The organism is Pseudoalteromonas sp. ABV4_021, assembly GCF_056159365.1.
Genome location: NZ_JBSWVB010000001.1, coordinates 2,331,770 through 2,358,206 on the forward strand (window position 1 = coordinate 2,331,770; position 26,437 = coordinate 2,358,206).

Consider the following 26,437-nt stretch of genomic DNA (forward strand, 5'->3'; position numbering starts at 1 on the left):
TCGATAGACTCAGAATAGTCTGTCAAAAAAGAGACTTTCTTTTTATATGTTTGAAAAAAATGCGGAAGCACCATTAAATCCACACTTCTTGTTTAATAGCATGAATGCTATCCGCTATATGATTTTCGAAAATCAAGATTTAGCGAGCGACTTACTTGGCAAACTTGCCGAGTTAATTCGCTATCAACTAAACGACGGTGTAGGTAATACCAGCGTTAGCGACGACTTAACTCAATTAGCACACTTGCTTGATTTGGAAGCGCTACGCCTAGAAGAACGAATTACAATAACAAAACAGTTCACTAAGCTTTCAAGCCCATATCCACTAGCATGCTCTTTACTACTGCCTGTAGTTGAGTATGTATTTATCAAAAAAGATATTTACAGCGTTAGCCACAATGAACTACTCGTAAGCACCAATGAAACTGGCGGTGCACTTACTTTTACACTTAAATTAACGCAAACACCAAAAATAAAGTCAGGTGACTTGCCATTAAACGAGCTTATTGCAAAGCTCGGCCTTGGTAATGTTTGCAATGCAACACAAACCTGTGATGCGACCACTTACACGATGGAGTTAACTTTTAACAATGAGTATTAGAATAATAATTGTTGATGACGAACGTCTTGCTCGCAGTGAATTAAAACGCCTACTATCAAAACATAGCCAAATTGAAATTGTCGATGAGGCTAAAAATGCTGAAGAAGCAAGTGAAAAAATCGCTGAACACAAGCCGGATGCAATCTTCCTAGACATTCATATGCCTGGCGCAACCGGTTTAGAGCTTGCAGAATCACTCGGTGATGATGTGAATATTATCTTCTGTACTGCTTACGATCAATTTGCCGTAGAAGCGTTTTCACTGAACGCGATGGACTATCTTGTAAAACCAGTAAATCCTGCTCGATTAGCCGAAAGCATTGAGAAGTTAGAGAAGCGCCTCGAGCAAAGTGCTTCTGAAAGTGGCCTACCAGATGATCACAAACTTATGGTGAAGTACGGCGAAACCATGCGCATTATTGAACTAAAAGAAATCATTCGTTTTGAATCAATTGGTAATCATGCAGCGATTTACACACCGCACGGTAAAGCATACTTACACAGCTCGCTTAATAAAATTGAAGCAAAATTAGACGAAAGACATTATTTCCGAGCAAGCCGCTCAGACATTATTCGCCTAGATGCAATTGAAAGTATGGAACAGGCAATTAGCTATGGCTTAACAGCTACGCTAAGTAATGGTCAAACGGTTGAAATTTCGCGCAGACAAGCAACCAAATTAAGACAGCTACTTGAGTTTACTCAGCTGTAAAAGATTTCAGATTTCAGATTTCAGATTTCAGATTTCAGATTTCAGATTTCAGATTTCAGCAATATTAAAAGCTAAGAGTGTCAGTTGAGCACTCTTAGCTTTACGCTTAAAACGTTTCTTTATTGGTGAATAACCACCTGATTTCGGCCACCACCTTTAGCATCATAAAGTGCCACATCGGCGCGATTAATAAGCTCAGACAGTTCTTCATCTTGCTGTAATTGAGCAACACCTGCACTGATAGACAAACTAATAAACTGCCCCGCCGCTTCAACCTGCATATTTGTTAGTGAAAAGCGCAACTCGTCAAGTTTTTCAAATGCTGCATCCTGATCTTCACCACTAAACAACACGGCAAATTCTTCCCCACCAAGACGTGCCATCAGCGCATCACCAAATTGCTCTGTTAACTTATTTGATAAAAAGCTCAACACTTCATCACCAGCTTGGTGTCCATAAGTATCGTTTATTTGCTTGAAGTGATCGATATCAATTACAGCAATACTTAATAACGATTGTTCAGTGATGATTTTCTCTGACGCTTTATAGAAATAACGACGATTATAAAGCCCTGTAAGGTAGTCTTTGTTCGCCGAATCTTTAATGGTCTCTATCAGATTGAGCTGCTCCATGGTCATCATTACACGACAATGGAACTCTTCTGGTGCGAACGGTTTTGTTAAAAAGTCATTTGCGCCGTGCTTAATAAACTTGGCTGATAAACTTTGACTACCAGAACCTGAAATACCAATAATACCTAAACTATCACGGCCTCGTTTTGAACGAATGCTTTTTACTAATTCAAAACCATCTTTCTTCGGCATTGCAAAGTCTGTGAGTAGTAACTTAATACTCTCATCAGCTAATAGTTTTTGATACGCTTGATCACCATCTTCAGCTTCTTCAACATGGTACAATAATCGCTCTAAGTTTTGTCGCATCATAGTACGACTCGTTTGCGAATCATCGGCAACCAATACTTTAGTTCCTTGATTGCCTAATAACTGTGCCAACTGCTTTACAGCATAAGTATAAGAATCGCGGTTTTCTTTTAGTACGTAATCCACCACACCCATTTCAAGCATTTGCTGACGCTTGAACTCATCAATACTGCCAGTTAAAACAAGCGTTGGAATACCACAACGCAAGGTCAGCGTTGCTACTTCACCATTGCTCGCATCAGGTAAATTTAAATCCACCAGCGCTAAGGTATACTTGTTATTTTTCATGAGCCCAGCCGACTCTCTCAGCGATGCGGCAAAATCAACGGGAACAGATAAATACTGCGCGACTAGATGGCGCAATACTTGTTGCACCATTTTGCTATCTTCAACGATCAGAATTCGTTGCATAGTTACACTCCAACTAAGCTTTTCTTACCTGCACGCAGGCTTATTATTGTGGTCCTGTTATACCACATAACCATTAAAAAAAGGGAAACAAACGTTCCCCTTTTTAAATAACCAACCCTATTTACTCGTAACCGCGAGGGCCTTTGTGTTTTATGATGGCAATATATCCATGCCAGCTTGCATAGCTAAGCAGCGGCATTATTACAATAAACCCTGTTGCGCCAGTTAAAAAACCCAATGCCACCAAAGCAACAATACAAAACGCCCAAACAATCATTGCACCGATATTTTCTTTTACTGCATGTATCGACGACACCACAGCAGTCATAATATCGACTCGGCGTTCCATCATTATTTGCGGTGTAAACGCTGAAATAGCAAATACACTGCCGAGCATAACTGCACCAATTAACGACCCTAAAGTTAAAAAGGCCGAGAGCTCGTCAAATGTAGGGTTAACACTATTTGGATACAAAGCATGTACTAGAGCTGCTAAACGCATCCAAATAATCATAATCACCATTAACAGCACCGCAAAACCCCACTCGCCAACTGGGTTTCGAAACATTGACCTTAAACTATGGCTTAGTGTGGGTTTGTGCTGCTTTTCCAGTTCCCACGCAATATCGTATAAGCCAACAGCAAAAGCTGGCCCAATTAGGGCAAATGCCACGGTGGCGGGTAAAATTACAAGATGGGTACCTGATTGATAGACAAAATATAAAATCGCGACAGGGATAATACTGAACACAACACCATAAAATAGGCTCAAAATTGGCGCACTGGCCATATCTTTAAAACCAAGGGCAAGCCAATGCAGAGGGGCAAATAGTCCAACCTTATTGCACTCTAAACATCTGGCAAAAGTCGCATGCTTATCTGCTACTGGAGTTTGAGGCATAACTTTCTCCTTAATTGAATCAGTTAGCGGTGACAATATCGCTCATAGTTACTGTACGTATCGATACAAACAATGGGTTTGTTTTTTTGCTTTAACTAGTTAGTAGCGTTTTAAATACCAAGCTTATTGCGCTGTAAAAACTGCTTGCATATAAAAAGTCAAAGTGCATCATTGTTTTATATACGTCATTAATCAGTATAGGGTAGATTTAGTAATTCAACGAAAAAATGCCTATATTGGTCTCACTATCTTTGACCGCACAAGCAAAAATTAAGTAGTCTGCTTGCTAACCTAATCCATATGTTTAACAACAGGGCCACATGAAAAAGCTTATTCAGTTAGTCGTTTTTTCAGCGCTTGTGATATCAAACCAATCACAAGCCACTGATAGAAAAATAACAATCGACAGTAAACAAACCTCTAATCACCAAGTAAAAATCTTAGGTAACAAGGTTAAGTACAGTGCAACAATTGGCACGCAACCGGTGTGGGATGAGCAAGGTAACGCGATTGCCAGTTTGCATTACACGTATTATAAAAAGTCAGGTGTGAAAGACTATGGCAAACGCCCATTACTAATTTCGTTTAATGGTGGACCTGGTTCTGCTTCAGTTTGGATGCACCTTGCTTACACAGGCCCTAAAATCTTAAATATTGATGACGAAGGCTACCCAGTTCAACCTTATGGCGTTAAAAGTAACCCTTACTCGGTGCTTGATGTCGCTGATATTGTCTACGTTAACCCAGTAAACACAGGTTACTCGCGTGTTCTTGAAAATGACAAAGGTGAACTGCCAAGTAAAGATAAACAAAAAGCGTTATTTTTTGGTGTTAATGCCGATATTAAATACCTAGCGGATTGGATTAATACCTTTGTAACACGTAACAATCGCTGGTTATCACCAAAGTTTCTAATTGGTGAAAGTTACGGGACAACACGTGTTTCTGGTCTTGCGCTTGAATTGCAAAATCGCCAATGGATGTACCTAAATGGCGTAATCTTAGTATCACCTACTGAAATTGGCATTAAACGCGAAGGCCCAGTTGAAGCCGCTAATCGCATTCCTTACTTTGCCGCAACGGCTTGGTATCACAACAAGTTAGATGCGAAATACCAAAACATGCCACTAACAACGTTCTTAGCCGAAGTTGAAGACTTTACAATCAATGAAGCAATTCCTGCAATCAGCAAAGGTGGCTTTATTAATATTGAAGAAAAACAAAAAATTGCCGCAACCATTGCTAAATACACGGCACTGAGCGAAACCTTCGTACTACGCAATAATCTTGATATTCCTAACGCCGCGTTTTGGAAAGAATTACTGCGCGAAGACGGTTTTACTGTAGGCCGTTTAGATTCACGTTACAAAGGCATCGATAAGCGTGATGCAGGCAGTCGCCCTGATTATTGGGCTGAGCTAACCTCATGGTTGCACTCATTCACACCGGCAATTAACTACTACCTACAACAAGAGCTCGGCTATAAAACAGATCTAAAATACAACATGTTTGGCTCAGTTCACCCGTGGGATCGCAGCAATAATAAAACCGGCGAGAATCTGCGTTTGGCAATGGCGCAAAACCCATATTTAAATGTAATGGTGCAATCTGGTTACTTTGATGGCGCAACAAATTACTTTGATGCCAAGTACACAATGTGGCAACTTGACCCAAGTGGCAAAATGCGTGAACGCTTAAGCTTTAAAGGTTACGAAAGCGGGCACATGATGTATCTTCGCCGCGCCGATTTAGAAACATCAAACCAAGATGTACGCGAGTTTATTTTAAACTCCCTGCCATCAGGTCCAGCTAAGTACTAATCACACTAAAAAGCTGTAGTTCTTGCTGCTTTTTAACTTTGCAAAAAAGCTTTTAACAACTATATACTTAGCAAAACAATTAATTTTGCTAAGTATATGAGCTATCGCATTCAATTCGCCCAATTAAGTAACAATGTCACCACTGAACAGGCGAAAACAATCTTAACAACAAAATTAAAACTGTCTGATGCAAAAGCTACACAGTTTCTTGCGGGCAAGCTCATTTTTAGTCCTATCTCGCAAGACAAAGCAATAAAACAGCAAAAAACATTCTCTGCGCTCGGCATTAAAGTCAAAATAGTCAATGCAAACAAAGCTCAAACACAAGAACCTGAGCGCGATGTCGACCAGCGCATTTTGGCTGCCCTTGACTATATAACCACATCAATTATTCGCCTTGAAGAAAAAGTCGATGACTTAGCTCGGCTGCAACAAGAGCAAAATGGCGAAATCGACTTAGAGCTTGAAAACAATAATTGGGGCGAAGAGCTTGAGTTTGATGAAGCCGTTGAATCAAGTAACAAACCAAAAAATATCAATTGGCTGTTCTTTGCTTTAATTGCCATTTTGCTGTCTTTACTCGGTGTAATTGTCGCATTTCCTAATTTACTGCCCTTTTAATATTTAAATATTGCTATGGAACGTCAAAATATTCGCAAGTTAATGCGAGAACGTCGCGCTCAACTTTCAGAAATTGAACAACTTGAAGCCGCGAAAAAAATTAACGTGAACATTTTTCAACACTTTAAAAACGCCAGCATACGCCGAGTTGGGATCTACTTATCAAACGACAGCGAAATTGATACCTCATTGATAATTGAGGAGTTATGGCGTAAAAGCATCGAAGTTTATCTGCCTGTACTACACCCCTTTTGCCCCGGTTACTTACTCTTTCAAAGGTATGAGAAAAATTCACCCATGACGCCAAATCGCTATGGTATCTTGGAACCCAAGTTAAATTGTAGTCAGGTTTGTTTGGTTGAAGACTTAGATGTGCTTTGCACACCACTTGTCGCTTTCGACCAACAAGGTAACCGCCTTGGTATGGGTGGTGGCTATTATGATCGTACGCTCGCTAAATATTATCGCGAACAAAGTACCAAGCCCGAAATAATCGGCCTTGCACATGATTGCCAACACATTGACCAATTACCGATTGAAAGTTGGGATGTACCACTGAAAACCATAGTAACGCCAAAAAAGTGTTATTTATGGTAAGCATGTAAGGTGCAACTAGGTATAATACTTACAACTCTAAAATCCGTTCAAACATTAGGCCTTTACCTATGACTCAAGATGAAATGAAAAAAGCAGCTGCATGGGCAGCACTGGAATACGTTGAAAAAGACAGCATCGTTGGTGTTGGCACAGGTTCAACGGTAAACCACTTTATTGATGCACTTGCGAGCATTAAAGATGATATTCGCGGTGCCGTTTCAAGTTCAGAAGCCTCAACTGAAAAGCTAAAAGCACTCGGTATTGAGATTTTCGAATTGAACGATGTTGATAGTTTAAGTGTGTATGTTGATGGCGCAGATGAAATCAACTCACTTAACGAAATGATCAAAGGTGGCGGTGCGGCGTTAACACGTGAAAAAATCGTGGCAGCAGTTGCTAAACAGTTTGTTTGTATTGTTGATGAAACAAAACTTGTTGATGTACTTGGTAACTTCCCATTACCGGTTGAAGTCATTCCAATGGCACGCAGCTATGTAGCGCGAGAATTAGTACACCTTGGTGGTGACCCAGTTTATCGCGAAGGCGTTATCACAGATAACGGCAATGTCATTTTAGACGTGCACAATATGCATATCGACAACGCCAAACAAACTGAACAAAAAATAAATCAAATTGTTGGTGTAGTAACCAATGGTTTATTTGCCGAGCGCGGCGCAAACACAGTGATTGTAGGTACACCACAAGGACCTAAAACGCTGAAGTAATATTTAGGAAAGGTTATGAGCAAGGTATCGTTAGCAAAAGACAAAATTAAAATTTTACTGCTTGAAGGCGTGCACCAAAGTGCCGTTGAAACACTTAAGCGTAATGGTTACACCAATATTGATTATGTTAAAACGTCCTTGCCTGAGCCTGAACTGATTGAGCGTTTACGCGACGCACATTTCGTTGGTATTCGCTCACGTACTCACTTAACTGAAGCTGTGCTTGAACAAGCTGATAAACTGGTTGCGATTGGCTGTTTCTGCATTGGTACCAATCAAGTGTCACTGGATGCAGCACAGAAATTTGGCATTCCAGTATTCAACGCTCCGTTCTCAAATACACGTTCAGTAGCTGAACTAGTACTCGGTGAAATTCTACTACTATTACGCGGTATTCCTGAGAAGAACGCCAAAGCACATCGCGGTGAATGGCAAAAATCGGCTGCAGGTTCATTTGAAGCGCGTGGTAAAACTTTAGGTATTATCGGTTACGGCCACATTGGTACACAGCTAAGCATTATGGCTGAAAACATCGGCATGAAAGTACAGTTCTTCGATATTGAAGATAAGCTGGTACTTGGTAATGCTACGCAAGTACAAAATTTAACACAATTATTGCAAACATCCGATGTAATCAGCTTACACGTACCAGAAACGGCACAAACCAAAAACCTAATTGGTGCTGCAGAACTAGAAGTTATGAAACAGGGCGCCATTTTAATCAACGCGTCACGCGGTACGGTAGTGGATATTGATGCGCTTGCCAGCAGCTTGCAAGAAAAGAAAATCGCTGGTGCAGCTATTGACGTATTTCCGGTAGAACCAAAAGGTAACGACGAAGAGTTTGTTTCGCCACTGCGCGAATTTGATAACGTGATTCTAACGCCACACATTGGTGGTTCAACCCAAGAAGCGCAAGAAAATATTGGTGTGGAAGTAGCGGGTAAACTTGCTAAGTACTCAGACAACGGTTCAACGGTATCGGCTGTTAACTTCCCTGAAGTATCGTTGCCAGAGCTAGCTAATCGCAGCCGCCTCTTACACATTCACCACAACCAACCGGGTGTACTAACGCAAATTAACCAAGCATTTACTCAGCACGGTATTAATATCGCAGCGCAATACCTGCAAACAAACGAAACCATTGGTTATGTGGTAATTGATGTAGAAACAGACCATTCAGAAGTGGCATTAAAAGAGCTACGCGCCATCGACGGTACAATTCGCGCACGTATTCTTCATTAATAGTCACTTTAAAACAGCACAAAAAAAAGCAGCATTACGCTGCTTTTTTGTATCTATAAATACACACATCAAAGTGAATTAAAACAGTGCTTCTAACGCTTGTGCTAGCGAACTCACCCCTATCACTTCCATGCCTTCAATTTGCTCTTTTGGTTTATTAGCTATCGGCACAATAGCGCGTTTAAAGCCATGCTTTGCCGCTTCTTTTAATCGCTCAACACCACTTGGCACAGGGCGAATTTCACCGCCAAGGCCTACTTCACCAAATACCACTAATTCGCGCGCCAGTGAGGCATTTTTAAAGCTTGAAACAAGTGCAGTGATAAGGGCTAAATCGGCACTGGTTTCTGTAACTTTTACACCACCCACCACATTAACAAATACATCTTGATCAGATACTTGTAAGCCACCATGGCGGTGCAATACCGCTAGTAACATCGCCAAGCGGTTCTGTTCAAGACCAACCGTAACGCGCCTTGGGTTACCTAACTGCGAATAATCTACCAATGCTTGCACTTCAACCAACAGTGGTCGCGTGCCTTCCCAAATTACCATTACCAGTGAGCCTGGTGTTTGCTCGTCTGAACGATTTAAGAAAATAGCCGATGGGTTACTGACTTCTTTTAAGCCTTGCCCTGTCATGGCAAATACGCCTAATTCATTTACCGCACCAAAACGGTTTTTGTTGCCACGCAGCGTTCTAAAGCGGCTATCGCTGCTACCTTCAAGTAAAATAGAACAGTCAATACAATGCTCTAGCACTTTCGGACCAGCCAAAGAGCCATCTTTAGTAACATGGCCAACCATAATAATCGCCACTTGGTTTTGCTTAGCAAAACGCGTTAAATAAGCAGCACCTTCTCGTACTTGCGATACGCTGCCCGGCGCCGACTGAATATCGGCCATATGCATTACCTGAATTGAGTCAATAACCATAATTTGCGGCTTTTCTCTAAGCGCTAATTGGCAAATAGTTTCAACATTGGTTTCAGCCAGGGTTTTCAGTTTATCGGTGGGTAAGCCAAGGCGTTTCGCTCGCATTGCCACCTGCTGCAGCGATTCTTCACCGGTAACGTACAAGGTATTCATGTTTTGTGCGAGCAAACACATGGTTTGCAGTAGCAAGGTACTTTTACCGGCACCTGGAGAACCACCAATCAAAATTGCACTACCCGGCACCACACCGCCACCCAGTACGCGGTCAAATTCTGCAAAACCTGTTGTAAAACGTGGCAACTGCTCAAGATTAACCTCATCTAAGGTTTGCACCTTAGCTTCAATCGCGCCTGCATAACCCGCTGTTGCGCCACCACTTCTTGGTGTTTGCTTAATGGATGGCACACGAAATTCAGTCACCGTATTCCACGCTTTACATTCACCACATTGACCTTGCCAACGGGCGAATTCTGCGCCACACTCACTGCAAACAAATGCAGTTTTATTTTTAGCCATAAAAACCGACTCTTATAAATTTGTACGCAATATGCACCTAACACTCGTTAAATCAATGTTTCTTGCTAGGATACTGGTATAGTAATTGCTTCAGTTAATAAATCACGCTTCACCGCTAAATGCGACAAGCTAAAATTAAAATTGTTTGATATCTTAACCTATTCAAGCAAGTAGAATAATAAAAATTAAGGAACAATCCGTTTTTATGGCTGAAGATGTATTGATAAAGTATCAATCGCTTATTGAAGAACTCAAGCGCGACTTGGGACGCCCTAATTTTGACGCGATTTTTACTAAAAAAACCAAAACATTAAGCAGTTCGGAACGGTTCCTAATAAAAATGGAAATGAACCGTTTGCTTCAGCCAATTAATCGCTTTATTGATTTACGCGGTCAAGTAACCGGTGATGTGCGCGCCTACAGCTATAACGGTAAGCAGCACTTTATGGATGAAATTGCCATCAATGTATTTGAGGCAGGAATTCGCCGCTATAAACGTTACACTCTTGCCGTTTATGAAGCGGTAATGAACACCGAAAACAACCACAAAGTAATGCAGCGCAAAGCGCAAGAGCGTGGCGAACTTGCCCCTCAACCGGTTGGCAGTAGCGAGCAAAAAGAAGAAACGCCCAGCGTCAATTGGGTATCTTTTGCCTCATACGAGTCGCGTTCGGAAGAACGCATGAATTACTCAATTAAAGTAAAACTGTTTTTACCCTCAGGCAGCGAAATTGAAGCATCTACGTCGGATATTTCCGTCAGTGGTTGTAAAGTAAAACTCTATTCGCGCTACCAAGTACGTAAAGGCGAAGCCATTCGTATGCGCCTAATGGGTTTAGAGCAAGATTTTGAGTTAGGGCTTAAAAACGGTTTAGAATACGAAGTGGTTGCCGTAGAGTCGGTTAATGCAGAGCTGAATCATGTACGCATGAAACGCACCTTCAGCGATGACAATAAAACCATAGATGACTTTTTAAAAAGCTTTATTCACGGCAATAAGCGCCGTTATAAAGTGAATCTAGATAACACCCTTGATGCTGTTGTTGTAAAAGGTTATGAGCAATATTACTTGCCACGTGTTGCATCATTGTTTGTATTTTTAAGCGTAAAAGATGCGCGCGTTATTCCGAATATAGTGCTGTCTAACGAAAACAATTTAAATGTTGCACGCTATTTTAATGATGAAAATCGCAACTCAGTACTGCCACAAATATTAAATTCAGCCCGCATTAACCAATTACAAAACACGCCAGGTGATGTTAAGCAAACCAATTTATACTGCTTTACACATACTAATAATGGTAAGATTTTCTATTATTCAGCAAGCGAAAGTGAGCTAAATAACACGCCAAATTTACGTGATTTATTTTGGGGCTTTGCCAGCCAAAAGCCAAGCTTTAGGGTATTCAATGTACAGTTAATGCCCTGCTCAAGCGAAGACAGTTATATTCCTTTATCACTGCCAGATAGTGCTAGTAGCGAAGTTGCTAAGCTCAATAAACCACCTTCTCCGCGTGTGCAAGGCATCGTAAAAGATACGAAATATTTGTTGTTGTTAACCGACATCACCAGTGCATCGTCAAGCGATACGTTAAAGAAAATTACATTTGATAAAAGTCATGTAAATCACTTAAAACAATATGGCCATCAAAAACTACGCAGCTACCCAGATGTTGAGTTTGTAGCACTTGATTATATTAACTTGCGCAACGAAACACGTTATTTATACAAAACACCCATTCAGTTAGAACAAGAAGAAAAAGGCGAGCTAACAGGTCACACGTTGGATTTCTCGGTAAATGGTTTGCAGCTTGAACTTGCCGCCCCTACCGATTATGAAAAAGGCGATTTACTGCTAGTCGCACTGCCTGAATTACAAAAGCTAACTAAAAAATACCAGCTGAGTAAATTAGCCTATGAAGTAATGGCGGTTAGTAAAACCAAAACAGTTGTAAATTTACGCACCTATAAACCAACTACCGATATGGAGCATCAAGGCTCACGCTTTTTTAATCAGTTGATTGAAAACAATAAATCAAAGCTTGTTGCTTCAGAAGAGTCACCCAAAACGCCGGGGCTTTCGACCGCTCTGCGTAATATGGTGACGAAAAATGTCTGCCAGTTTCCGTTTTATTTGCACAAACGCGGCTCTCAAATCAAAGTTGGCGCCATTGCGAAAGGCCTTTACCCAAGCAGCTGTCACTTATTGCTAAGCCATATGGCCAGCTTAACTAAGAACTTTGAGTTCAAGCATTTAATTAAGCATAACGCGTTTGATAATTTAATTGGCGCACCGCTTAAAGATATGGCACGTCATGATGCGCCGCTGCAATTTGATTTATTTGTTCGCTTACAGCCAAAAGAGCGCGATCCCGACAAAGCATTGGTTACTGAATTACTTGATTGCAAACAAGTTAATAACCGTAAAACCTTTGTTGCGGCGAGTGTTAGAGAAGATCTGTTCTTTGCCTTTCGCTTATATATTTCGCGTACTGGCCGACCAGATACCGATTATATTGCCAAAGAGTTAGGTTATATCAGCCAATATGCGCAGCACAAAGCAAAAGATTTAGAAGAAGAGTTGTGGTCGGTTATTGGTGTAGGTGATGCGCTTGATATCACACAGGAAGTTTTAACCCGTTATGCCATTGCGCCAGACGTGCAAAGCAACCTTAATAAGCGCAAAGTGCTTTGGTCTAAAACAGCGCAATACCAATTAAGCAATTTATTTGAGTAATTAGGGTCTATTGATCTTTGCTGTTCTATTTTTGTTCTGTTTGAGCGTGCTTTTATCGCGACGCTCGATGTGTGGCCTAGTAATCTAAGCGAATATCGAGCAAAGCTTCCGCGTCCTGCTCACGCCCCTTACCTACATCCATATAGGCAACAATGAGAAAAGTGCGCTCAAAAGAACCGTTCGGTAGCGCTTGATTGGCTTTTCTACTGTGTTATCGGCTGACTCACATAGAATAACTATGCCACGCAGCCCCTGCCTTGTATAAAACCCAATCAAACTGCTGCAAAAACGAACTTAAAAGGTCAACAGCCCCTAATAAAGCACTGTCTTTTATCTTTAGCCTGAATTAGTAACACTAAATCAGGCCGCGTTTCGCTTATTTATTCAGGCAAACTAATAAAATAAAGCACCTGCAACAAACTGCCAAAATTAACGGCCACATCTGCCGTCTCAGCAACAAGAGGCTTACCATGAACCGCAACCCCAAGGCCACTTGCCGCCATCATCACCAAGTCGTTTGCACCGTCGCCCATTGCCATGGTTTGCGACTTATCAATATTAAGCTCTTTGGCATATTGCGTTAAAAAACGTGCTTTTTCGTCGGCATCAACAATTGTGCCCAACACCTTACCGGTAAGCGTTTTGCCATTATCTTCTAAGGTATTAGCGTGAATCGCATCAAGTTCAAGTAATGTTTGCACACGCTCAGCAAATGGAATAAAACCGCCTGATGCAATGGCAAGCGTCCATCCGTTCGCTTTTAAATGCTGACACAGTGCTTTTACGCCCGGCATTAGCGGTAGGTTATCTTTAAGCTCTGCCATTAACTCGAGCGACACACCTTCTAATTTTGCAACGCGTTTTCGCAGGCTTTCTGAGAAGGGTAACGCCCCTTGCATTGCTTGGCGTGTCACACTGGCCACTTCGTCATACACATTGGCTAAACGGGCAATTTCATCGATGCATTCAATTTGAATAGCGGTTGAGTCCATGTCCATGACTAACAAACCAGGTTGGTTAATTGTTGGTGCATTTGCAAATACATTAACTTCTAACGCTTGATTTGGCGCCAAAAAGTCATTCAGCTGTTTTTTTACAGCTGCTACATTTACGCTAACTTTTAAACCCAACGCACTGGGTAAGTCTGGGTGAGGTGCAATTTTTGCAACCGCTGCCACAGGCAACGCTGAAAGCGAGGTTAATAACGCGTTGCTTGGTTCAAGCTGTGACTGCAATGTAGAAAGCAAAACAAAACATGTTTCACTTGGCTCAAAGGGCTCTGCAACTGAATGCCATTTATTATTCTCTAAGTTTGAGAAAAACTGCTCAAACTGCACCATACTTTCAAACATATGTGACACGCTCACTACTCGACTTATGTGTTGTTGCAATTTAACCAAGAAAAAAGCACACTGTCCAAAAGGCATTGAGCAAAATGAAAAAAAACCAAGACCGCAATCCGGCTTTCGCCTCAACATACCAAAGAATATCGCGCTTAATGATTGCTGCGATATGCTTTATTGCGCTTACCCATATTGGTTTTAACACTAGCTTTAAAGGCCACCAAATACTTAACAATCAAAGCCAAACCACAGCGCAAGGGCTAGCTCAGCAGTTGGCATTAAGTGCACGATTTGCCATCAAAGATCAAGATACCCAAGCATTAACACACCTAGTTAATAACTTTGCACAAGATGAATTTATTCAAACTGCTGCGGTGTTTGATAAGTTTGGTAATTTACTGTCGCAAAGCGATTTTGCGGCGTCTTATCAAGATTTATTAAAAACCCCAAATGCCTTACCCGGTTTATCTAAACTAGCGACACCGATTATTGATGATGTGTTTGTTGAGGGTGAACGTGTTGGCTTTGTTAGACTTACCTATACTTTTCCGGCCGCCATCCGCGACGGCCATGATTATCTGCATGAAGTAAGCAAGCAAATTGCCCTTATGTTGATTTTAAGTGTGGTATTAACTTGGGTATTAGCGCGTAAAATTAAGCGCTGGCAGGTTAAACGCTATATTCGTAATACTGAGCAAGACGAAGAGTAAAGCTGCTCGGCAAGCATTATTCGGGCGCTTTGCGTCTCGATACCTTTTAATTCGCACAACTCATCAAATACGCGCGTTATCTGCGACGGTGTATTGCGTTCCCCTTGAAAGCCATAAAGCGGCATTGAAGGTGCATCGGTTTCTAGCACTAAGTTTTCAATCGGCATACTAGCAATCACATCACGTGTTTTTTGCGCACGCGCGTAGGTAATTGTGCCGCCTACGCCTAACTTAAAACCTTGCTCAACATAGTAATTAGCCACCTGCGCAGAACCACTAAACGCGTGAATAATACCGCCACATTTTGGTTTTAGCGTTTTAAACGCTTCGGCAATTAAGTCATGACTTTTACGATGATGCACCACCAGCGGCAATGACAACTGATTAGCAAGCTCAATATGCTGTAGAAAAAGCTGCTGTTGGTAATCGAGCTTGTCGATACTGCGATCGATACCGCACTCGCCTATCGCAACCAATGACTCGCGATGACTTTTGGCAAGCGCTGCAAGGCGCTCAAAATCACCCTGTTGATGCTCACTTAAAAAATATGGGTGTAACCCAAGAGCTTTGTAAAACGTAATGCCTTGGGTATTTTCAAAGGAAAGTAGCTTGCCGCTTTGTGCAAGCGTTACGCCCGGTACCAGCATGTGCGACACATTAAAGTGCGCCGCATCTGCTAACACCTTGTCACGGTCATTTTCAAACTCATCAAAGTCGATATGACAGTGCGTATCAAAAAACGCCATATTATGGATTTAAGCGCTGCTTAGTCCACACGCCATCTTCAAGTTTATACATAAAGCGGTCGTGCAAACGGTTTGCCCCACCTTGCCAAAACTCAATTTGATGCGGTTCAATGCAGTAACCACCCCAAAATGACGGCAATGGCACTTCGCCTTCACTAAACTTATTTTTAATTTGCTGGAATTTTTCCATTAGCACTTTACGCGATGAAACAGGGCGACTTTGCGCCGATGCCCACGCCGCAAGTTGACTCTCTTTAGGGCGCGATAAAAAGTACTTAGTCACCGCCAAATTGGATAAGGGTTTTGCCGTTCCATAAACAATCACTTGGCGCTCTAAACTATGCCAAGGAAAATGCAAACTCACCTTGTTATTGCCCGCAATTTCCTGCGCCTTGCGCGACTCGGTATTGGTGAAAAAGACAAAACCATTTGGATTCACATCTTTTAGTAACACAATGCGCTGTGACGGCTGGCCATTGCTATCTACCGTTGCTACAACCATGGCTGTTGGGTCATCCAGCTTAGCGTCTACAGCTAATTGCAACCACGATTCAAACTGCTCAATTGGGTTATCTAATAGCTTCTCTTTAGACAAACCATCCTTTAAATACTCACGGCGAATATCATCAATTTTCATCATCTTTTCCAAAAGATATTGTATAAGCTTATGGTAAACAGATACGTGCGAAATACCAATAAAGATTGGTTATATAGTTGATTTAAAATAAAGGGTTGGGGTTAGATAGTTGCCAAAGTGCTCAGTATCTTCATCTTGACAGCATATTTGTCGCGCTGGCGACGACAGCCAAAGGGCGGCATGCGCCGGCCTCCCTTTGGAATCCCTCGGCGCCCCAAAATCAAACTGATTCTTCAAACACACTTTAAATGTGAACATAAACGCCATGAATCGGCATCCATGCCTCAGCATGGCTTGCTCGACCGCTGCGCTCCCTGTCTCGCATTATTCATTTAAATTGTATTTTCAGGTTTGATTAATGGGTGAGGGAGTGACCTAAATACTTCTGTGTATAGGCAGGTAAGTCCTCCAACTTTCAACAGACAGGTAAAGAAAGGAGTTTGGTCAACAATATTTGTATGTCGATAACTTAATAAGTTAAATTAGAAGAAATTATTACAAAAGAAATCTCAAATGATTGGTTTTCACTATACAGACGTCAACGCTTTTTTAAACATATTAGCCAACAGAAAAATATGGTTATCCCACATATCAAGCATGAATGATTATTTAGAAGTATCCATCTTTAAAAAATATATTACTAAGCTGAAAAATGAAGAACAAAACTGTCTATACACCAAAGGGGAACTCTCAATTCTTGAGCGTAAAATTGACAAGGCAATAGCTCCAAATGAAAAAAGTTATCATATAGCTAGTTTTTCAAAAGAACGTGACACACTAAGTCAATGGAGGGCTTATGGTGATGATGGCTATGGGTTCAACATAGGGTTTAACTTAGAAAAGGTCACAGCAGACTCTGAAGGCAGCTTAAATTACAACCTGTGCATTTATGAAGACGAAGATATTATAAAAAAACTTAAAGAATACTTGGAAGCCTCTAAAAACATAAATACTCCTAAAGGAAAACATATAACCAATGAGAATTTGAATCATATAGTGCAGAATTTTACTAAAATTCATACTGTAGATATAAACATTTTCCCCTATATAAAGAATAACGGTTTTAGAGAGGAAAAAGAAATTAGGCTAGTTGGTCTATCGGAAATTAGCTCTAAGGAAATAAAACTTAGAACAAGTGGAAAAGTATTAACTAGCTATCTAGAAGCCCCGTTCAAACCAACCGCGGTAGAATCTATAACCCTAGGCCCTAAAAACCCTTACAGGGACAATATAAACTTGTTAGTCCATCAGCTTCAATCTATTGGGTACAACATTTCCCCCAATAACATAAAGCTATCAGATGCATCTTACAGATGAGGCTGCATTCGGGTAATTTACTCAGCTCTTCTACTTTTATATGTCAAAATTGCCTGAATTTTTATCATCAGGAGTTATTTGCTTTTTACATCTAATATTTTGTGAAATTGTAATATCGCTCACCCCTATTAAATCAAGCCTGAAACAATCGCTTAAATGAATAATACGAGACAGGAAGCGTAGCGAGTCGAGTAAGTCATGTAGGCATGGGTGAATAGCGTCTTGAGACGAACGAAGTTCGGCTAGCTATGAACGCGAGAAAAGGACTTCGAGCTGGAAAGCGTACAGGGATGTTTAGCGTGCCGATTCATGGCGTTTATGTTCACATTTAAGTGATAGATGAAGAATTGTTTGATTTTTGGGCGTCGGGGGAATCCAAAGGGGGGCCGGCGTTAGCCCCCTTTTGGCTGCTGTCGCCAGCGCGACAACCATGTTTCAGAATGACTTTAGAGTCAATGGTAAACTCAAAAGCTAAAACGATGTATAGGAAGCAAAGTCTTACAAATAGGCGAGAAATTGACAAGGCCTTACTTTTAAATAAAAAGTAAGCTTTTTAGCCGCTGAGCATACTTTAGTATGTGATTCGGAAATCAAAGAAAAGAAATATCAATGCTATTTGCAAACTAGTTTGCATTTAGACAAGGAAGCATATTGTAAATAAGAGCTAATCTAACCTCATGAGCATAGTACGCTATGTGATTGAGGTAGATTAAAAACCTGACGCAGTATTAATGCGAAATAGGAAGCAAAGTTCTACAAATAAGTGAGAAGTATCAATGCCATTTGCAAACTAGTTTGCATTTAGACAAGGAAGGTTTTTAATCTATCCCCATGAGCATAGCCTGCTATGTGATTGGGGTAGATTAAAAACCTGACGCAGTATTAATGCGAAATAGGAAGCAAATTACATTTGCTCCATGACTTCGATACCTAGTAAATCCAGACCCTTAGCCAACGTCTTCGCCACTAAATTACACAGCATTAAGCGGCTTTCTTTAGTTGCTGGCTCAACACCGTCTTTTAGTACCGGGCATGCTTCGTAGAAGCTCATGTATAGGCTTGCTAGTTCATATAAATAGCTACATAAAACGTGCGGCGTCGCCTCAGCAATCATTTGATCTAGCACTTCTTCAAACTGGATTAGTTTGATTGCTAACGCTTTTTCTTGCGCTTCAACAATTGAGATTGGTGCATTTAAGCTTGCAGCGTCAATACCAGCTTTTCGGAAGATACTGCGTACACGCGTGTAGGCATACTGTAAGTAAGGTGCTGTTGCACCTTCAAAGCTCAGCATAGTATCCCAGTTAAAGATATAATCGCTGGTACGGTTCTTAGAAAGATCCGCATATTTCACAGCACCAATACCTACTTTACGAGCGATTTCAGCGCGTTCTTCAGCGCTTAGGTCTGATTCGCGTTCTGCTAGTTTATCTGTTGCACGACTTACTGCTTCTTCAAGTAATTCAGCAAGTTTTACTGTACCACCAGTACGGGTTTTAAATGGCTTGCCATCTTCACCCATCATGGTGCCAAATGGGCAGAACTCGTAGGTTGTTTCGTCACGTAAAAGGCCTGCTTTACGTGCTGTTAATTCAACTTGATTGAAGTGCAGGCTTTGACGCGCATCTACAAAGATTAAAATACGGTCTGCGCCTAGTTTATTAGAACGGTAATCACACGCTGCTAAGTCGGTAGTGGCATACAAGAAGCCACCCCCTGATTTTTGCACGATAAAGACTGATGGTTCACCATCTTTATTTGCCAATTCATCAAGGAATACAACTTGTGCACCCTGGTCTTCAACAGCAATGCCTTTCTCTTTAAGTAAAGAAATAACACCTTGCAGCGCATCGTTGTATGCACTTTCAGCTTTAATATCTTCAGGCTTAAGGGTAACGTTTAGCTTTGCGTACACTTCTTCAGAATGTTTTACTGAGGTATCAATAAACAGTTTCCACAGCTTTTCACAGTGTGCATCGCCGCCTTGTAGTTTCACTACGTAGTCACGTGCTTTATCAGCAAAGCCGTCTTCATCATCGAAGCGTTTTTTCGCATCGCGGTAGAAGGTTTCTAAATCAGCTAAGGCAACTGACTCAAGATCAACACCTTGGTTAAGTAAGTCTTCTAGGTGCGCAATCAACATACCAAATTGCGTACCCCAGTCACCAACGTGGTTTTGACGGGTAACGGAGTCGCCACGGAACTCAAGTGCGCGTACCACTGCATCACCGATAATGGTTGAGCGTAAATGACCAACGTGCATTTCCTTTGCAAGGTTTGGCGACGAGTAATCTACCACCACGTTTTGTGCGTTAGCATGCTCAGCTACACCCAATTTTTCATCTTGGTTTGCAGATGAAAGTGTGTCAGCTAAAAACTCTGGCTTTAAGTGAATATTAATAAAGCCTGGGCCGGCAATTTCAGTTTGCGAAGCAATATCGCTAACATCTAAGTTGTCGATAATTTTTTGTGCAAGTTCACGCGGATTCGTTTTTAACTTTTTCGCAGCGCCCATTGCACCATTAATTTGATAATCACCAAACTGCGGGCGCGTGCTTTGCGTTACCGCTGGGTTGGTATCTTCAGGTAAGCCTGCTGCAACCATGGCTGCAACCGCTTTTTCTACTAATATCTGACGAATATTCATTGTCTATTTCCTGTTACACACCGCTTAGGAGTAATCTCAACCAAGCCATGTCATTTTTATTCGTTTTTAAAACTGATAACACCACACATCAGCTTATCAATGTAACTTAACTCTTTTACTAAATAAATGCTGCGAGAGCCAAGTACTTAACCTTTCCATCGGCAATTTATCAATCACCCATCATATCTTCACTTTTTACTAAATAAATGCAGCGAGAGCAAAGCCGCAGAGTATTTTTCGCTAGGAGTTTAGTCCGCTAAATGACTAACGAAAAATACGATAGCAATGACGCTATCACTCTTCTTTCCATCGGCAATTTATCAATTGTTGTAACGCAGCCGCCGAAGTTTTGGGCGTTAGGAGTTTAGTCCGCTAAATGACTAATGCCAAAACTGACGGCAATAAAGTTACAACACTTTGATAATAAGCCGATTAGTGTTCACGCGTCTGGTGGAACTCAACCTCTGGATAACGCTCTTGCGACAAGTTTAAGTTAACACGTGTTGGCGCAATATAAGTTAGGTTATCACCACCATCAAGTGCTAGGTTTACTTCGCACTTACGGCGGAACTCTTCTAGCTTTTTAACATCATCACAGGTTACCCAGCGCGCTGTTGCAACACTTACGCTTTCGTACATGGCATCTACGTTGTACTCTGCTTTTAAGCGCGCTACAACGACGTCAAACTGAAGTACACCTACCGCACCTACGATAAGGTCGTTATTTTGTAGCGGTCTAAATACCTGTACCGCACCTTCTTCCGAAAGCTGGATAAGGCCTTTAAGTAGCTGTTTTTGCTTAAGCGGATCGCGTAAGCGAATACGACGGAATAATTCTGGCGCAAAGTTTGGAATACCGCTGAACTTAATTTTTTCACCTTGCGTGAAGGTGTCACCAATTTGAATCGTACCGTGGTTATGAAGACCAATAATGTCACCTGCGTACGCTTCTGCTGCACGCTCACGGTCACCGGCCATAAAGGTTACCGCATCTGAGATGCTGACCTTTTTACCAATGCGCACATGGTCCATCTTCATACCTTGCTCATACTTGCCCGATACAATGCGCATAAAGGCAATACGGTCACGGTGTTTCGGATCCATGTTTGCTTGAATTTTAAAAACAAAGCCTGAGAACTTTTCTTCGTCAGCAGTAACGAGGCGGTCATCAGTTTGACGCGGCTGTGGCGCTGGTGCCCACTTTGTTAAACCGTCAAGCATATGGTCAACACCAAAGTTACCAAGTGCAGTACCAAAAAATACCGGTGTTAATTCACCAGCCAAGAAAAGCTCTTGGTCAAATTCGTGCGACGCACCTACTACTAGTTCAAGTTCTTCACGTAGTAATTCAGCCAGTTCTTCACCCACTGCTGCGTCAAGCTCTGGGTTATCTAACCCTTTAACAATACGCACGTCTTGAATTGTGTGACCTTGACCTGTTTGGTACAAAATCGTTTCATCACGATGAATATGGTAAACACCTTTAAACTCTTTACCACAGCCAATTGGCCAGGTAACCGGAGCACACGCGATGTTTAGCTCACTTTCAACTTCGTCCATTACTTCCATTGGGTCACGGATATCACGGTCGAGTTTGTTCATAAAGGTAACAATTGGCGTATCACGAAGACGCGTTACTTCCATAAGCTTACGGGTACGGTCTTCTACACCTTTCGCAGCGTCAATTACCATTAGGCACGAGTCAACCGCGGTGAGTGTACGGTACGTATCTTCCGAGAAGTCTTCGTGTCCTGGGGTATCCAGTAGGTTTACCAAACAGTCATTGTACGGGAATTGCATTACAGAGGTAGTAACTGAGATACCACGCTCTTTTTCCATTTCCATCCAGTCTGATTTAGCATGTTGATTCGAACCACGACCTTTTACTGTACCTGCTTTTTGCAGAGCTTGTCCGAAAAGAAGTACCTTTTCAGTAATGGTTGTTTTACCCGCATCCGGGTGGGAGATAATCGCAAAGGTGCGACGTTTGCCAACTTCAGTTGAAATACTGGACATGAATACCCGCCAATCGCTTAAAATTCAAGGTTAAAAATGGGGCGAAATTATACCTGTTTCACTACTTTAATAGCAATTAAAGCAGCGTGAATAAGTAGGATTTTTTCGTTTACGTGCATCACTGTGCCATTAAAAAATTACTGTCTTCGCAAGAAATCCTCATGTTAGAATGCTCAACTATGTCTAATATGTTGGTTTTCTTTGAATTTAACCACGCATATTGAATTGATATCCATATATGGCAAGGGAGAACGTAAGTGCCAGATCACGACTTCATTATTAAACTGCAGCAACTCAGTTTTCGATACAAAAGTAATGATGTCGATACGCTTAATAATCTTTCTCTTGCGATAAAGCCAGGTGAATGCGTTGGTTTAATTGGCCCAAATGGTGCAGGAAAATCGACCTTAATCTCGATTATTACTGGCTTACTCAGTGCTCAAACAGGTTCTGTTTGCTATGGCGATAACGCCACACCACGACAATTTATCAAACAACAGCTGGCACTTGTTCCGCAAGAATACGCTTTTTATGAGCGCCTTACGGTTCAGCAAAATTTAGCGTATTTTGCCAGTTTGCTAAAAACGAATAACTGCGATGAGTTAGTTACAAACACCTTAGCCCAATGTCAACTTAGTCACGTAAGCAGCAAAAACGCCGATAATTTATCAGGTGGCTATAAACGCCGTTTAAACTTGGCAATTGCGCTGTTAAAACAGCCTCGCGTATTGATTTTAGATGAGCCAACGGTAGGAATTGATCCAGTTTCTCGTGAGCTGATTATGCAGCTGCTTGCCACATTAAAACAGCAAGGCACAACCATTATTTACACCTCGCACTTACTTACCGAAGTAGAGCAAATTTGCGATACCATTTATGGTTTAAAACGCGGTGAACTGATTCATATAAAAGCTCACAGCGAAAACGCGCCACTGCAAATTAGCTTTGAAAGTGCATTGTGCGACAACGCCATCGCAGGCATTACTGCGTTATTACCAAATACACAAGTAAACTCACCAAACCAAATTGAAATAAGCCCGTGTAAAGAACCGCTTGCTTTGCTCGCACAGCTTAGCCAGGTTTCATTACCGCCTATTAGTGAAATCAATTATTCAACACTGCACCTCGAAAACTACTATAAAGAGCTGTTTACAGAACTATGATTAAAGCGAGTATCATTAAAGAATTCCGGCTTATTTTTAGCGACTTACATAGCCTAGCTGTGCTCTTTTTAATGCCGATTAGCTTTATGTTGATTATGACATTTGCACTGAGTAATAAAGCGGAAGATTTAACTAAATCAATTAATTTAAACATCACCCAGCAGGATAGCAATTTGGCAGAATCGCTGCTCAAAGCCTATTTAAGTGATGTGGGATTTAGCCAAGATATAAACCAACAAGCCGATGTTACGCTTGAGCTTGCCACAGGCTTTGAAAGCGCCCTATTTGCTGATCAGGCAAATTCAGTGATCACTTTTAGCCATGCAACTAGCTTATCACCTCAGATGACCAGCTTAGCAAAGCAACATTTGCAAATTGCTTTGGCGAAAGTAAAGCTCCATATTTACTTACTCGATGCTGGGCAATTATCTGAGTCCATGCCGCTTGCAGAGCAAATGTCACAAGTGAGCGAGCAAACCAACCAATTAAAGTTGGTGTCGTTTAAGCGCGAAGAAAACTACCAAGCAGTACAACACAGTATTCCATCCTGGTTAGTATTTGGTGTGTTTTTTATTGTTTTGCCGATTTCAATTACGCTTATTAGTGAAAGCCAAAACGGTACGTTATTACGTGTAACCACCTTTCCAATTTCAAATACCGCATATTTTTCGGCCAAACTATTGGCGTTTTATTTAGTCAGCTTCACGCAAGCGATTGTGCTGATGATTATTGGCTTTACGGTTATACCTAAATTGGTCGATGCGCCTAGCCTTAATATAGTGCAGCTCGTGCCCGCCCTTCCTTTATTAGCCGTAACCTGTGCCACGGCCGTGACCTTTGGCGCAGTTATAGCAAGCCAAATAAAAAGCCATGAACAAGCGATTGTAATAGGCGGCGGCACTAACATTTTACTTGCGGCGATTAGTGGCTTAATGGTGCCTCTAGACATCATGCCCAAGGCGATGCAAACTATAGCGCAACTTTCGCCTATGCACTGGGCGCAATCAGGACTTAAAAATTTATTTATCTCAGACTCGGACGTACTCAGCTTAACCACTGCCCTACCTTTAATAATCTTTTCAGTGATTTGTGGTGTATTGGCACTGTGGCTATTCGAGTTAAAAGTTAGGAAATTACAATGGAAATAGAAGAATTAAAAAACAAACTTAAACAGCTTATTGTTGAAGAGTGTGACAAGGAAGATGAGATAGAATGGCATGAAATCGAAGATGACGCACCGCTGTTTGGCAATGACTCTAAAGTCGGTTTAGATTCACTTGATGCCCTACAACTTGCTTTAATCATCAAACAAAACTTTGGTATTCGTGTTGAAAGTTCAAAAGAAAGTCGTAAAGACCTGTACTCGATAAATACCATAGTTGCACTTATTGAACGCGAAAAAAGTAAAGACCTTGCCTAGTTATATTATTGCTTCTGATTCATGGTCAGCCTGTGGACGCGGCAATGAATTACACTTTTCAACGGCGCAGTTTCAAACAGTCAAAACGGCAGAGCAAATTGACGTGCCGTTTTTTGCAATGCAAGATTTACCTGTTGATACTAGCGAAAAGCGTATTCTTTCATCGCTCTCAAGTGTTGTAGGTAATACTGTAAAAAAAGCAGGGTTAACTGCTGACCAACTTGCAAATACAGCGATTATTCTCGGGTCAACCAGCTTAGATGTCAGTGCGGTAGAAGCTAAACCTGAACAAACCATTTGGCTCACAAATACCGACCGCTTAAGTGGTTATTTAAAGCAGCAATTTGCTACCTCTGACTTACACCTAACCATTAACACAGCGTGCACTGCGGGCACTAACGCGGTTATTTTAGCCGACCAGTTGCTAAACCAAAATAAAGCGCAGTATGTCATTGTTGTTGGTTGTGAATTTTACAACCCGCTAACGGTAGAAGGCTTTTATTCACTCGATTTACAAAGTAGCCAAGGGCTGCGTACCTTTAGTGAATATCGCTCTGGGTTGGTACTTGGTGAAGGCGTTGCTGCGTTAGTTATGGCAAAACACACAACTTCACCATCGCAGTTAAAATTGATTGGTTATGGCTCAGGCTGTGATCACTATAGTTTAACCATGACACAAGAATCTGGCGTACATATTCAAGCAATTATTGAAATGGCACTTAAAAAAGCTAATCTTGATGCTGAACAAATTGATTTGATAAAAGTACACGGCACGGCGACTTTAAATAACGATCAGGCTGAGCTAAACGCATTTAATCAATGGCTTGAACATGCGCCTATTTTTGCCTTTAAACCTTTTACTGGTCACACCTTAGGGGCATGCGGCGTATTAGAATTAGCATTAATGGACTACTTACATCAGCAGCAATTGGCTATACCAAGGCCAGAATACCTAAGCACAGATACCATTTTAAGGCCGTTTAGTGACGCAAAGCCACTATCAAGTTACCAACATATATTGCTTAATCACTGTGGTTTTGGTGGTAATAACGCGGCATTAATTGTTGAGGTGGCTTGATGACATTAAACGTACTTAACTACGCGATTGTTGACGAACCACGCGACAAAACCAATAAGCAACTGCGCCAAGAATTAAAACACGATTTTGCGATTAATGGACGTAGACTCGATAATTTTACGTTAACCGCAATGAAAGCGGTTGCCCAAATTGCACCGAGCTTAAATAGTGAAAACCGTTACGCGCTGTTTAGTGCTGCACAGTATTTTTCATTGGAATTATTGCAAAGTTTACTGCTCGATTTAGCAAAAAGCACACCGCTTAAGCCGCTCGATTTTGTTGCAACCGTAGGCAACGCAGCAAATTACTATTTGGCAAAACAGTTCAACCTTGAAGCAACCAATTTGTTCTTGGGATGCACCGACAACAAGCTAAGTAAAACGTTGTTAGTGGCTGAACTGGATTTATCTGAGCAAAACTCCGACGCCGCAATTATTGTAATTTGGCAAGAAAGTGAAAAAACGCGCCGCTGTTACGCGCTTTTAGTTGAATTAGCACCGCAGCAAACAACAGATGTAAATGCGCACGAACTAATCGCTCAATTGGATGCTGGTGCGAAAACACCATTTGTGGTGAACTAACTCATTCTATTTGAAA

23 protein-coding genes are annotated in these 26,437 nt (G+C 41.5%); 15 read left to right on the forward strand and 8 right to left on the reverse strand.

The annotated features are described in order from the left end of the window. Positions 1–46: 46 nt before the first annotated feature. Positions 47–601, forward strand: coding sequence for a histidine kinase (locus ACXAFE_RS10855; RefSeq protein WP_237129946.1), 555 nt, complete (start codon positions 47–49; stop codon positions 599–601). Next, complete coding sequence (locus ACXAFE_RS10860) at positions 591–1,313, forward strand: LytR/AlgR family response regulator transcription factor (RefSeq protein WP_054980687.1); 723 nt, start codon at positions 591–593, stop codon at positions 1,311–1,313. The genes ACXAFE_RS10855 and ACXAFE_RS10860 overlap by 11 nt, the downstream gene beginning before the upstream one ends. A gap of 119 nt (positions 1,314–1,432) precedes the next feature. Here ACXAFE_RS10860 and ACXAFE_RS10865 read toward each other — a convergent pair whose 3' ends face one another. Together ACXAFE_RS10865 and ACXAFE_RS10870 are read right to left on the reverse strand one after the other, a co-directional pair. After that, positions 1,433–2,665 carry a GGDEF domain-containing response regulator gene (locus ACXAFE_RS10865; RefSeq protein WP_475152274.1) on the reverse strand — a complete coding sequence of 411 codons (1,233 nt, stop codon included), beginning with the start codon at positions 2,663–2,665 and terminating at the stop codon, positions 1,433–1,435. Positions 2,666–2,786: 121 nt separating this feature from the next. Then, on the reverse strand, positions 2,787–3,566 hold the full coding sequence (locus ACXAFE_RS10870; RefSeq protein WP_010561821.1) for a DUF2189 domain-containing protein: 780 nt from the start codon (positions 3,564–3,566) through the stop codon (positions 2,787–2,789). A 320-nt stretch (positions 3,567–3,886) separates the two neighbouring features. On the opposite strand from ACXAFE_RS10870, the gene ACXAFE_RS10875 reads away from it, so the two are divergent. The 5 genes from ACXAFE_RS10875 (at position 3,887) to serA (ending at position 8,574) form a co-directional block, all read left to right on the forward strand. Beyond that, positions 3,887–5,386 (forward strand): S10 family peptidase, encoded by a 1,500-nt coding sequence (locus ACXAFE_RS10875; protein WP_475152276.1) that lies wholly within the window; start codon positions 3,887–3,889, stop codon positions 5,384–5,386. Between the two features lie 96 nt (positions 5,387–5,482). Beyond that, on the forward strand, positions 5,483–6,007 hold the full coding sequence (locus ACXAFE_RS10880; RefSeq protein ID WP_475152279.1) for a hypothetical protein: 525 nt from the start codon (positions 5,483–5,485) through the stop codon (positions 6,005–6,007). Between the two features lie 9 nt (positions 6,008–6,016). Beyond that, positions 6,017–6,604, forward strand: coding sequence for a 5-formyltetrahydrofolate cyclo-ligase (locus ACXAFE_RS10885; RefSeq protein WP_475153605.1), 588 nt, complete (start codon positions 6,017–6,019; stop codon positions 6,602–6,604). Between the two features lie 68 nt (positions 6,605–6,672). Next, positions 6,673–7,329, forward strand: a complete 657-nt coding sequence (gene rpiA / locus ACXAFE_RS10890) for a ribose-5-phosphate isomerase RpiA (RefSeq protein WP_010561825.1) — start codon at positions 6,673–6,675, stop codon at positions 7,327–7,329. A 15-nt stretch (positions 7,330–7,344) separates the two neighbouring features. Next, positions 7,345–8,574, forward strand: a complete 1,230-nt coding sequence (gene serA / locus ACXAFE_RS10895) for a phosphoglycerate dehydrogenase (RefSeq protein WP_010561826.1) — start codon at positions 7,345–7,347, stop codon at positions 8,572–8,574. A 78-nt stretch (positions 8,575–8,652) separates the two neighbouring features. Here the strand turns inward: serA and radA are convergent, their stop codons facing one another. After that, entirely contained in the window at positions 8,653–10,026 is a 1,374-nt protein-coding gene (radA, locus tag ACXAFE_RS10900) for a DNA repair protein RadA (RefSeq protein WP_054980692.1), read from the reverse strand. 205 nt (positions 10,027–10,231) lie between these two features. On the opposite strand from radA, the gene ACXAFE_RS10905 reads away from it, so the two are divergent. Further along, positions 10,232–12,763 carry a PilZ domain-containing protein gene (locus ACXAFE_RS10905; RefSeq protein WP_475152283.1) on the forward strand — a complete coding sequence of 844 codons (2,532 nt, stop codon included), beginning with the start codon at positions 10,232–10,234 and terminating at the stop codon, positions 12,761–12,763. A gap of 380 nt (positions 12,764–13,143) precedes the next feature. Here ACXAFE_RS10905 and serB read toward each other — a convergent pair whose 3' ends face one another. Further along, a complete protein-coding gene (serB, locus tag ACXAFE_RS10910; RefSeq protein ID WP_475153606.1) occupies positions 13,144–14,115 on the reverse strand; it encodes a phosphoserine phosphatase SerB in 972 nt (323 codons plus the stop codon). Between the two features lie 83 nt (positions 14,116–14,198). On the opposite strand from serB, the gene ACXAFE_RS10915 reads away from it, so the two are divergent. After that, entirely contained in the window at positions 14,199–14,816 is a 618-nt protein-coding gene (locus ACXAFE_RS10915; protein ID WP_475152286.1) for an AhpA/YtjB family protein, read from the forward strand. On the opposite strand, the gene ACXAFE_RS10920 is transcribed toward ACXAFE_RS10915, so the two are convergent. Together ACXAFE_RS10920 and pdxH are read right to left on the reverse strand one after the other, a co-directional pair. Beyond that, positions 14,783–15,562 carry a TatD family hydrolase gene (locus ACXAFE_RS10920; protein WP_475152288.1) on the reverse strand — a complete coding sequence of 260 codons (780 nt, stop codon included), beginning with the start codon at positions 15,560–15,562 and terminating at the stop codon, positions 14,783–14,785. The two genes, ACXAFE_RS10915 and ACXAFE_RS10920, sit on opposite strands and share 34 nt — an antisense overlap. A gap of 1 nt (position 15,563) precedes the next feature. After that, positions 15,564–16,199: a pyridoxamine 5'-phosphate oxidase gene (gene pdxH, locus ACXAFE_RS10925; RefSeq protein WP_475152290.1), complete on the reverse strand. Its 636-nt coding sequence runs from the start codon at positions 16,197–16,199 to the stop codon at positions 15,564–15,566. Between the two features lie 513 nt (positions 16,200–16,712). Between pdxH and ACXAFE_RS10930 the strand changes: the two genes are divergently transcribed. Continuing rightward, on the forward strand, positions 16,713–17,516 hold the full coding sequence (locus ACXAFE_RS10930; RefSeq protein WP_475152293.1) for a DUF2971 domain-containing protein: 804 nt from the start codon (positions 16,713–16,715) through the stop codon (positions 17,514–17,516). A gap of 904 nt (positions 17,517–18,420) precedes the next feature. Here ACXAFE_RS10930 and argS read toward each other — a convergent pair. Beyond that, on the reverse strand, positions 18,421–20,163 hold the full coding sequence (argS, locus tag ACXAFE_RS10935; RefSeq protein WP_475152295.1) for an arginine--tRNA ligase: 1,743 nt from the start codon (positions 20,161–20,163) through the stop codon (positions 18,421–18,423). A gap of 432 nt (positions 20,164–20,595) precedes the next feature. Further along, a complete protein-coding gene (gene prfC, locus ACXAFE_RS10940; protein ID WP_054980344.1) occupies positions 20,596–22,179 on the reverse strand; it encodes a peptide chain release factor 3 in 1,584 nt (527 codons plus the stop codon). A gap of 257 nt (positions 22,180–22,436) precedes the next feature. Between prfC and ACXAFE_RS10945 the strand changes: the two genes are divergently transcribed. Genes ACXAFE_RS10945 through ACXAFE_RS10965 form a run of 5 tightly spaced genes read left to right on the forward strand, consistent with a single transcriptional unit; the run spans position 22,437 to position 26,421 of the window. Next, positions 22,437–23,342, forward strand: coding sequence for an ABC transporter ATP-binding protein (locus tag ACXAFE_RS10945; protein ID WP_475152299.1), 906 nt, complete (start codon positions 22,437–22,439; stop codon positions 23,340–23,342). Further along, complete coding sequence (locus tag ACXAFE_RS10950; protein WP_475152301.1) at positions 23,339–24,490, forward strand: ABC transporter permease; 1,152 nt, start codon at positions 23,339–23,341, stop codon at positions 24,488–24,490. Before ACXAFE_RS10945 ends, ACXAFE_RS10950 begins: the two co-directional genes overlap by 4 nt. Continuing rightward, the gene (locus ACXAFE_RS10955) at positions 24,481–24,762 is read left to right on the forward strand and encodes a phosphopantetheine-binding protein (protein ID WP_010561839.1); all 282 of its coding nucleotides are present in this window, start codon (positions 24,481–24,483) and stop codon (positions 24,760–24,762) included. The genes ACXAFE_RS10950 and ACXAFE_RS10955 overlap by 10 nt, the downstream gene beginning before the upstream one ends. Beyond that, positions 24,755–25,840 (forward strand): beta-ketoacyl synthase N-terminal-like domain-containing protein, encoded by a 1,086-nt coding sequence (locus tag ACXAFE_RS10960; protein WP_475152304.1) that lies wholly within the window; start codon positions 24,755–24,757, stop codon positions 25,838–25,840. The genes ACXAFE_RS10955 and ACXAFE_RS10960 overlap by 8 nt, the downstream gene beginning before the upstream one ends. Beyond that, positions 25,840–26,421, forward strand: a complete 582-nt coding sequence (locus ACXAFE_RS10965) for a hypothetical protein (RefSeq protein ID WP_475152307.1) — start codon at positions 25,840–25,842, stop codon at positions 26,419–26,421. Before ACXAFE_RS10960 ends, ACXAFE_RS10965 begins: the two co-directional genes overlap by 1 nt. Positions 26,422–26,437 lie beyond the last annotated feature (16 nt).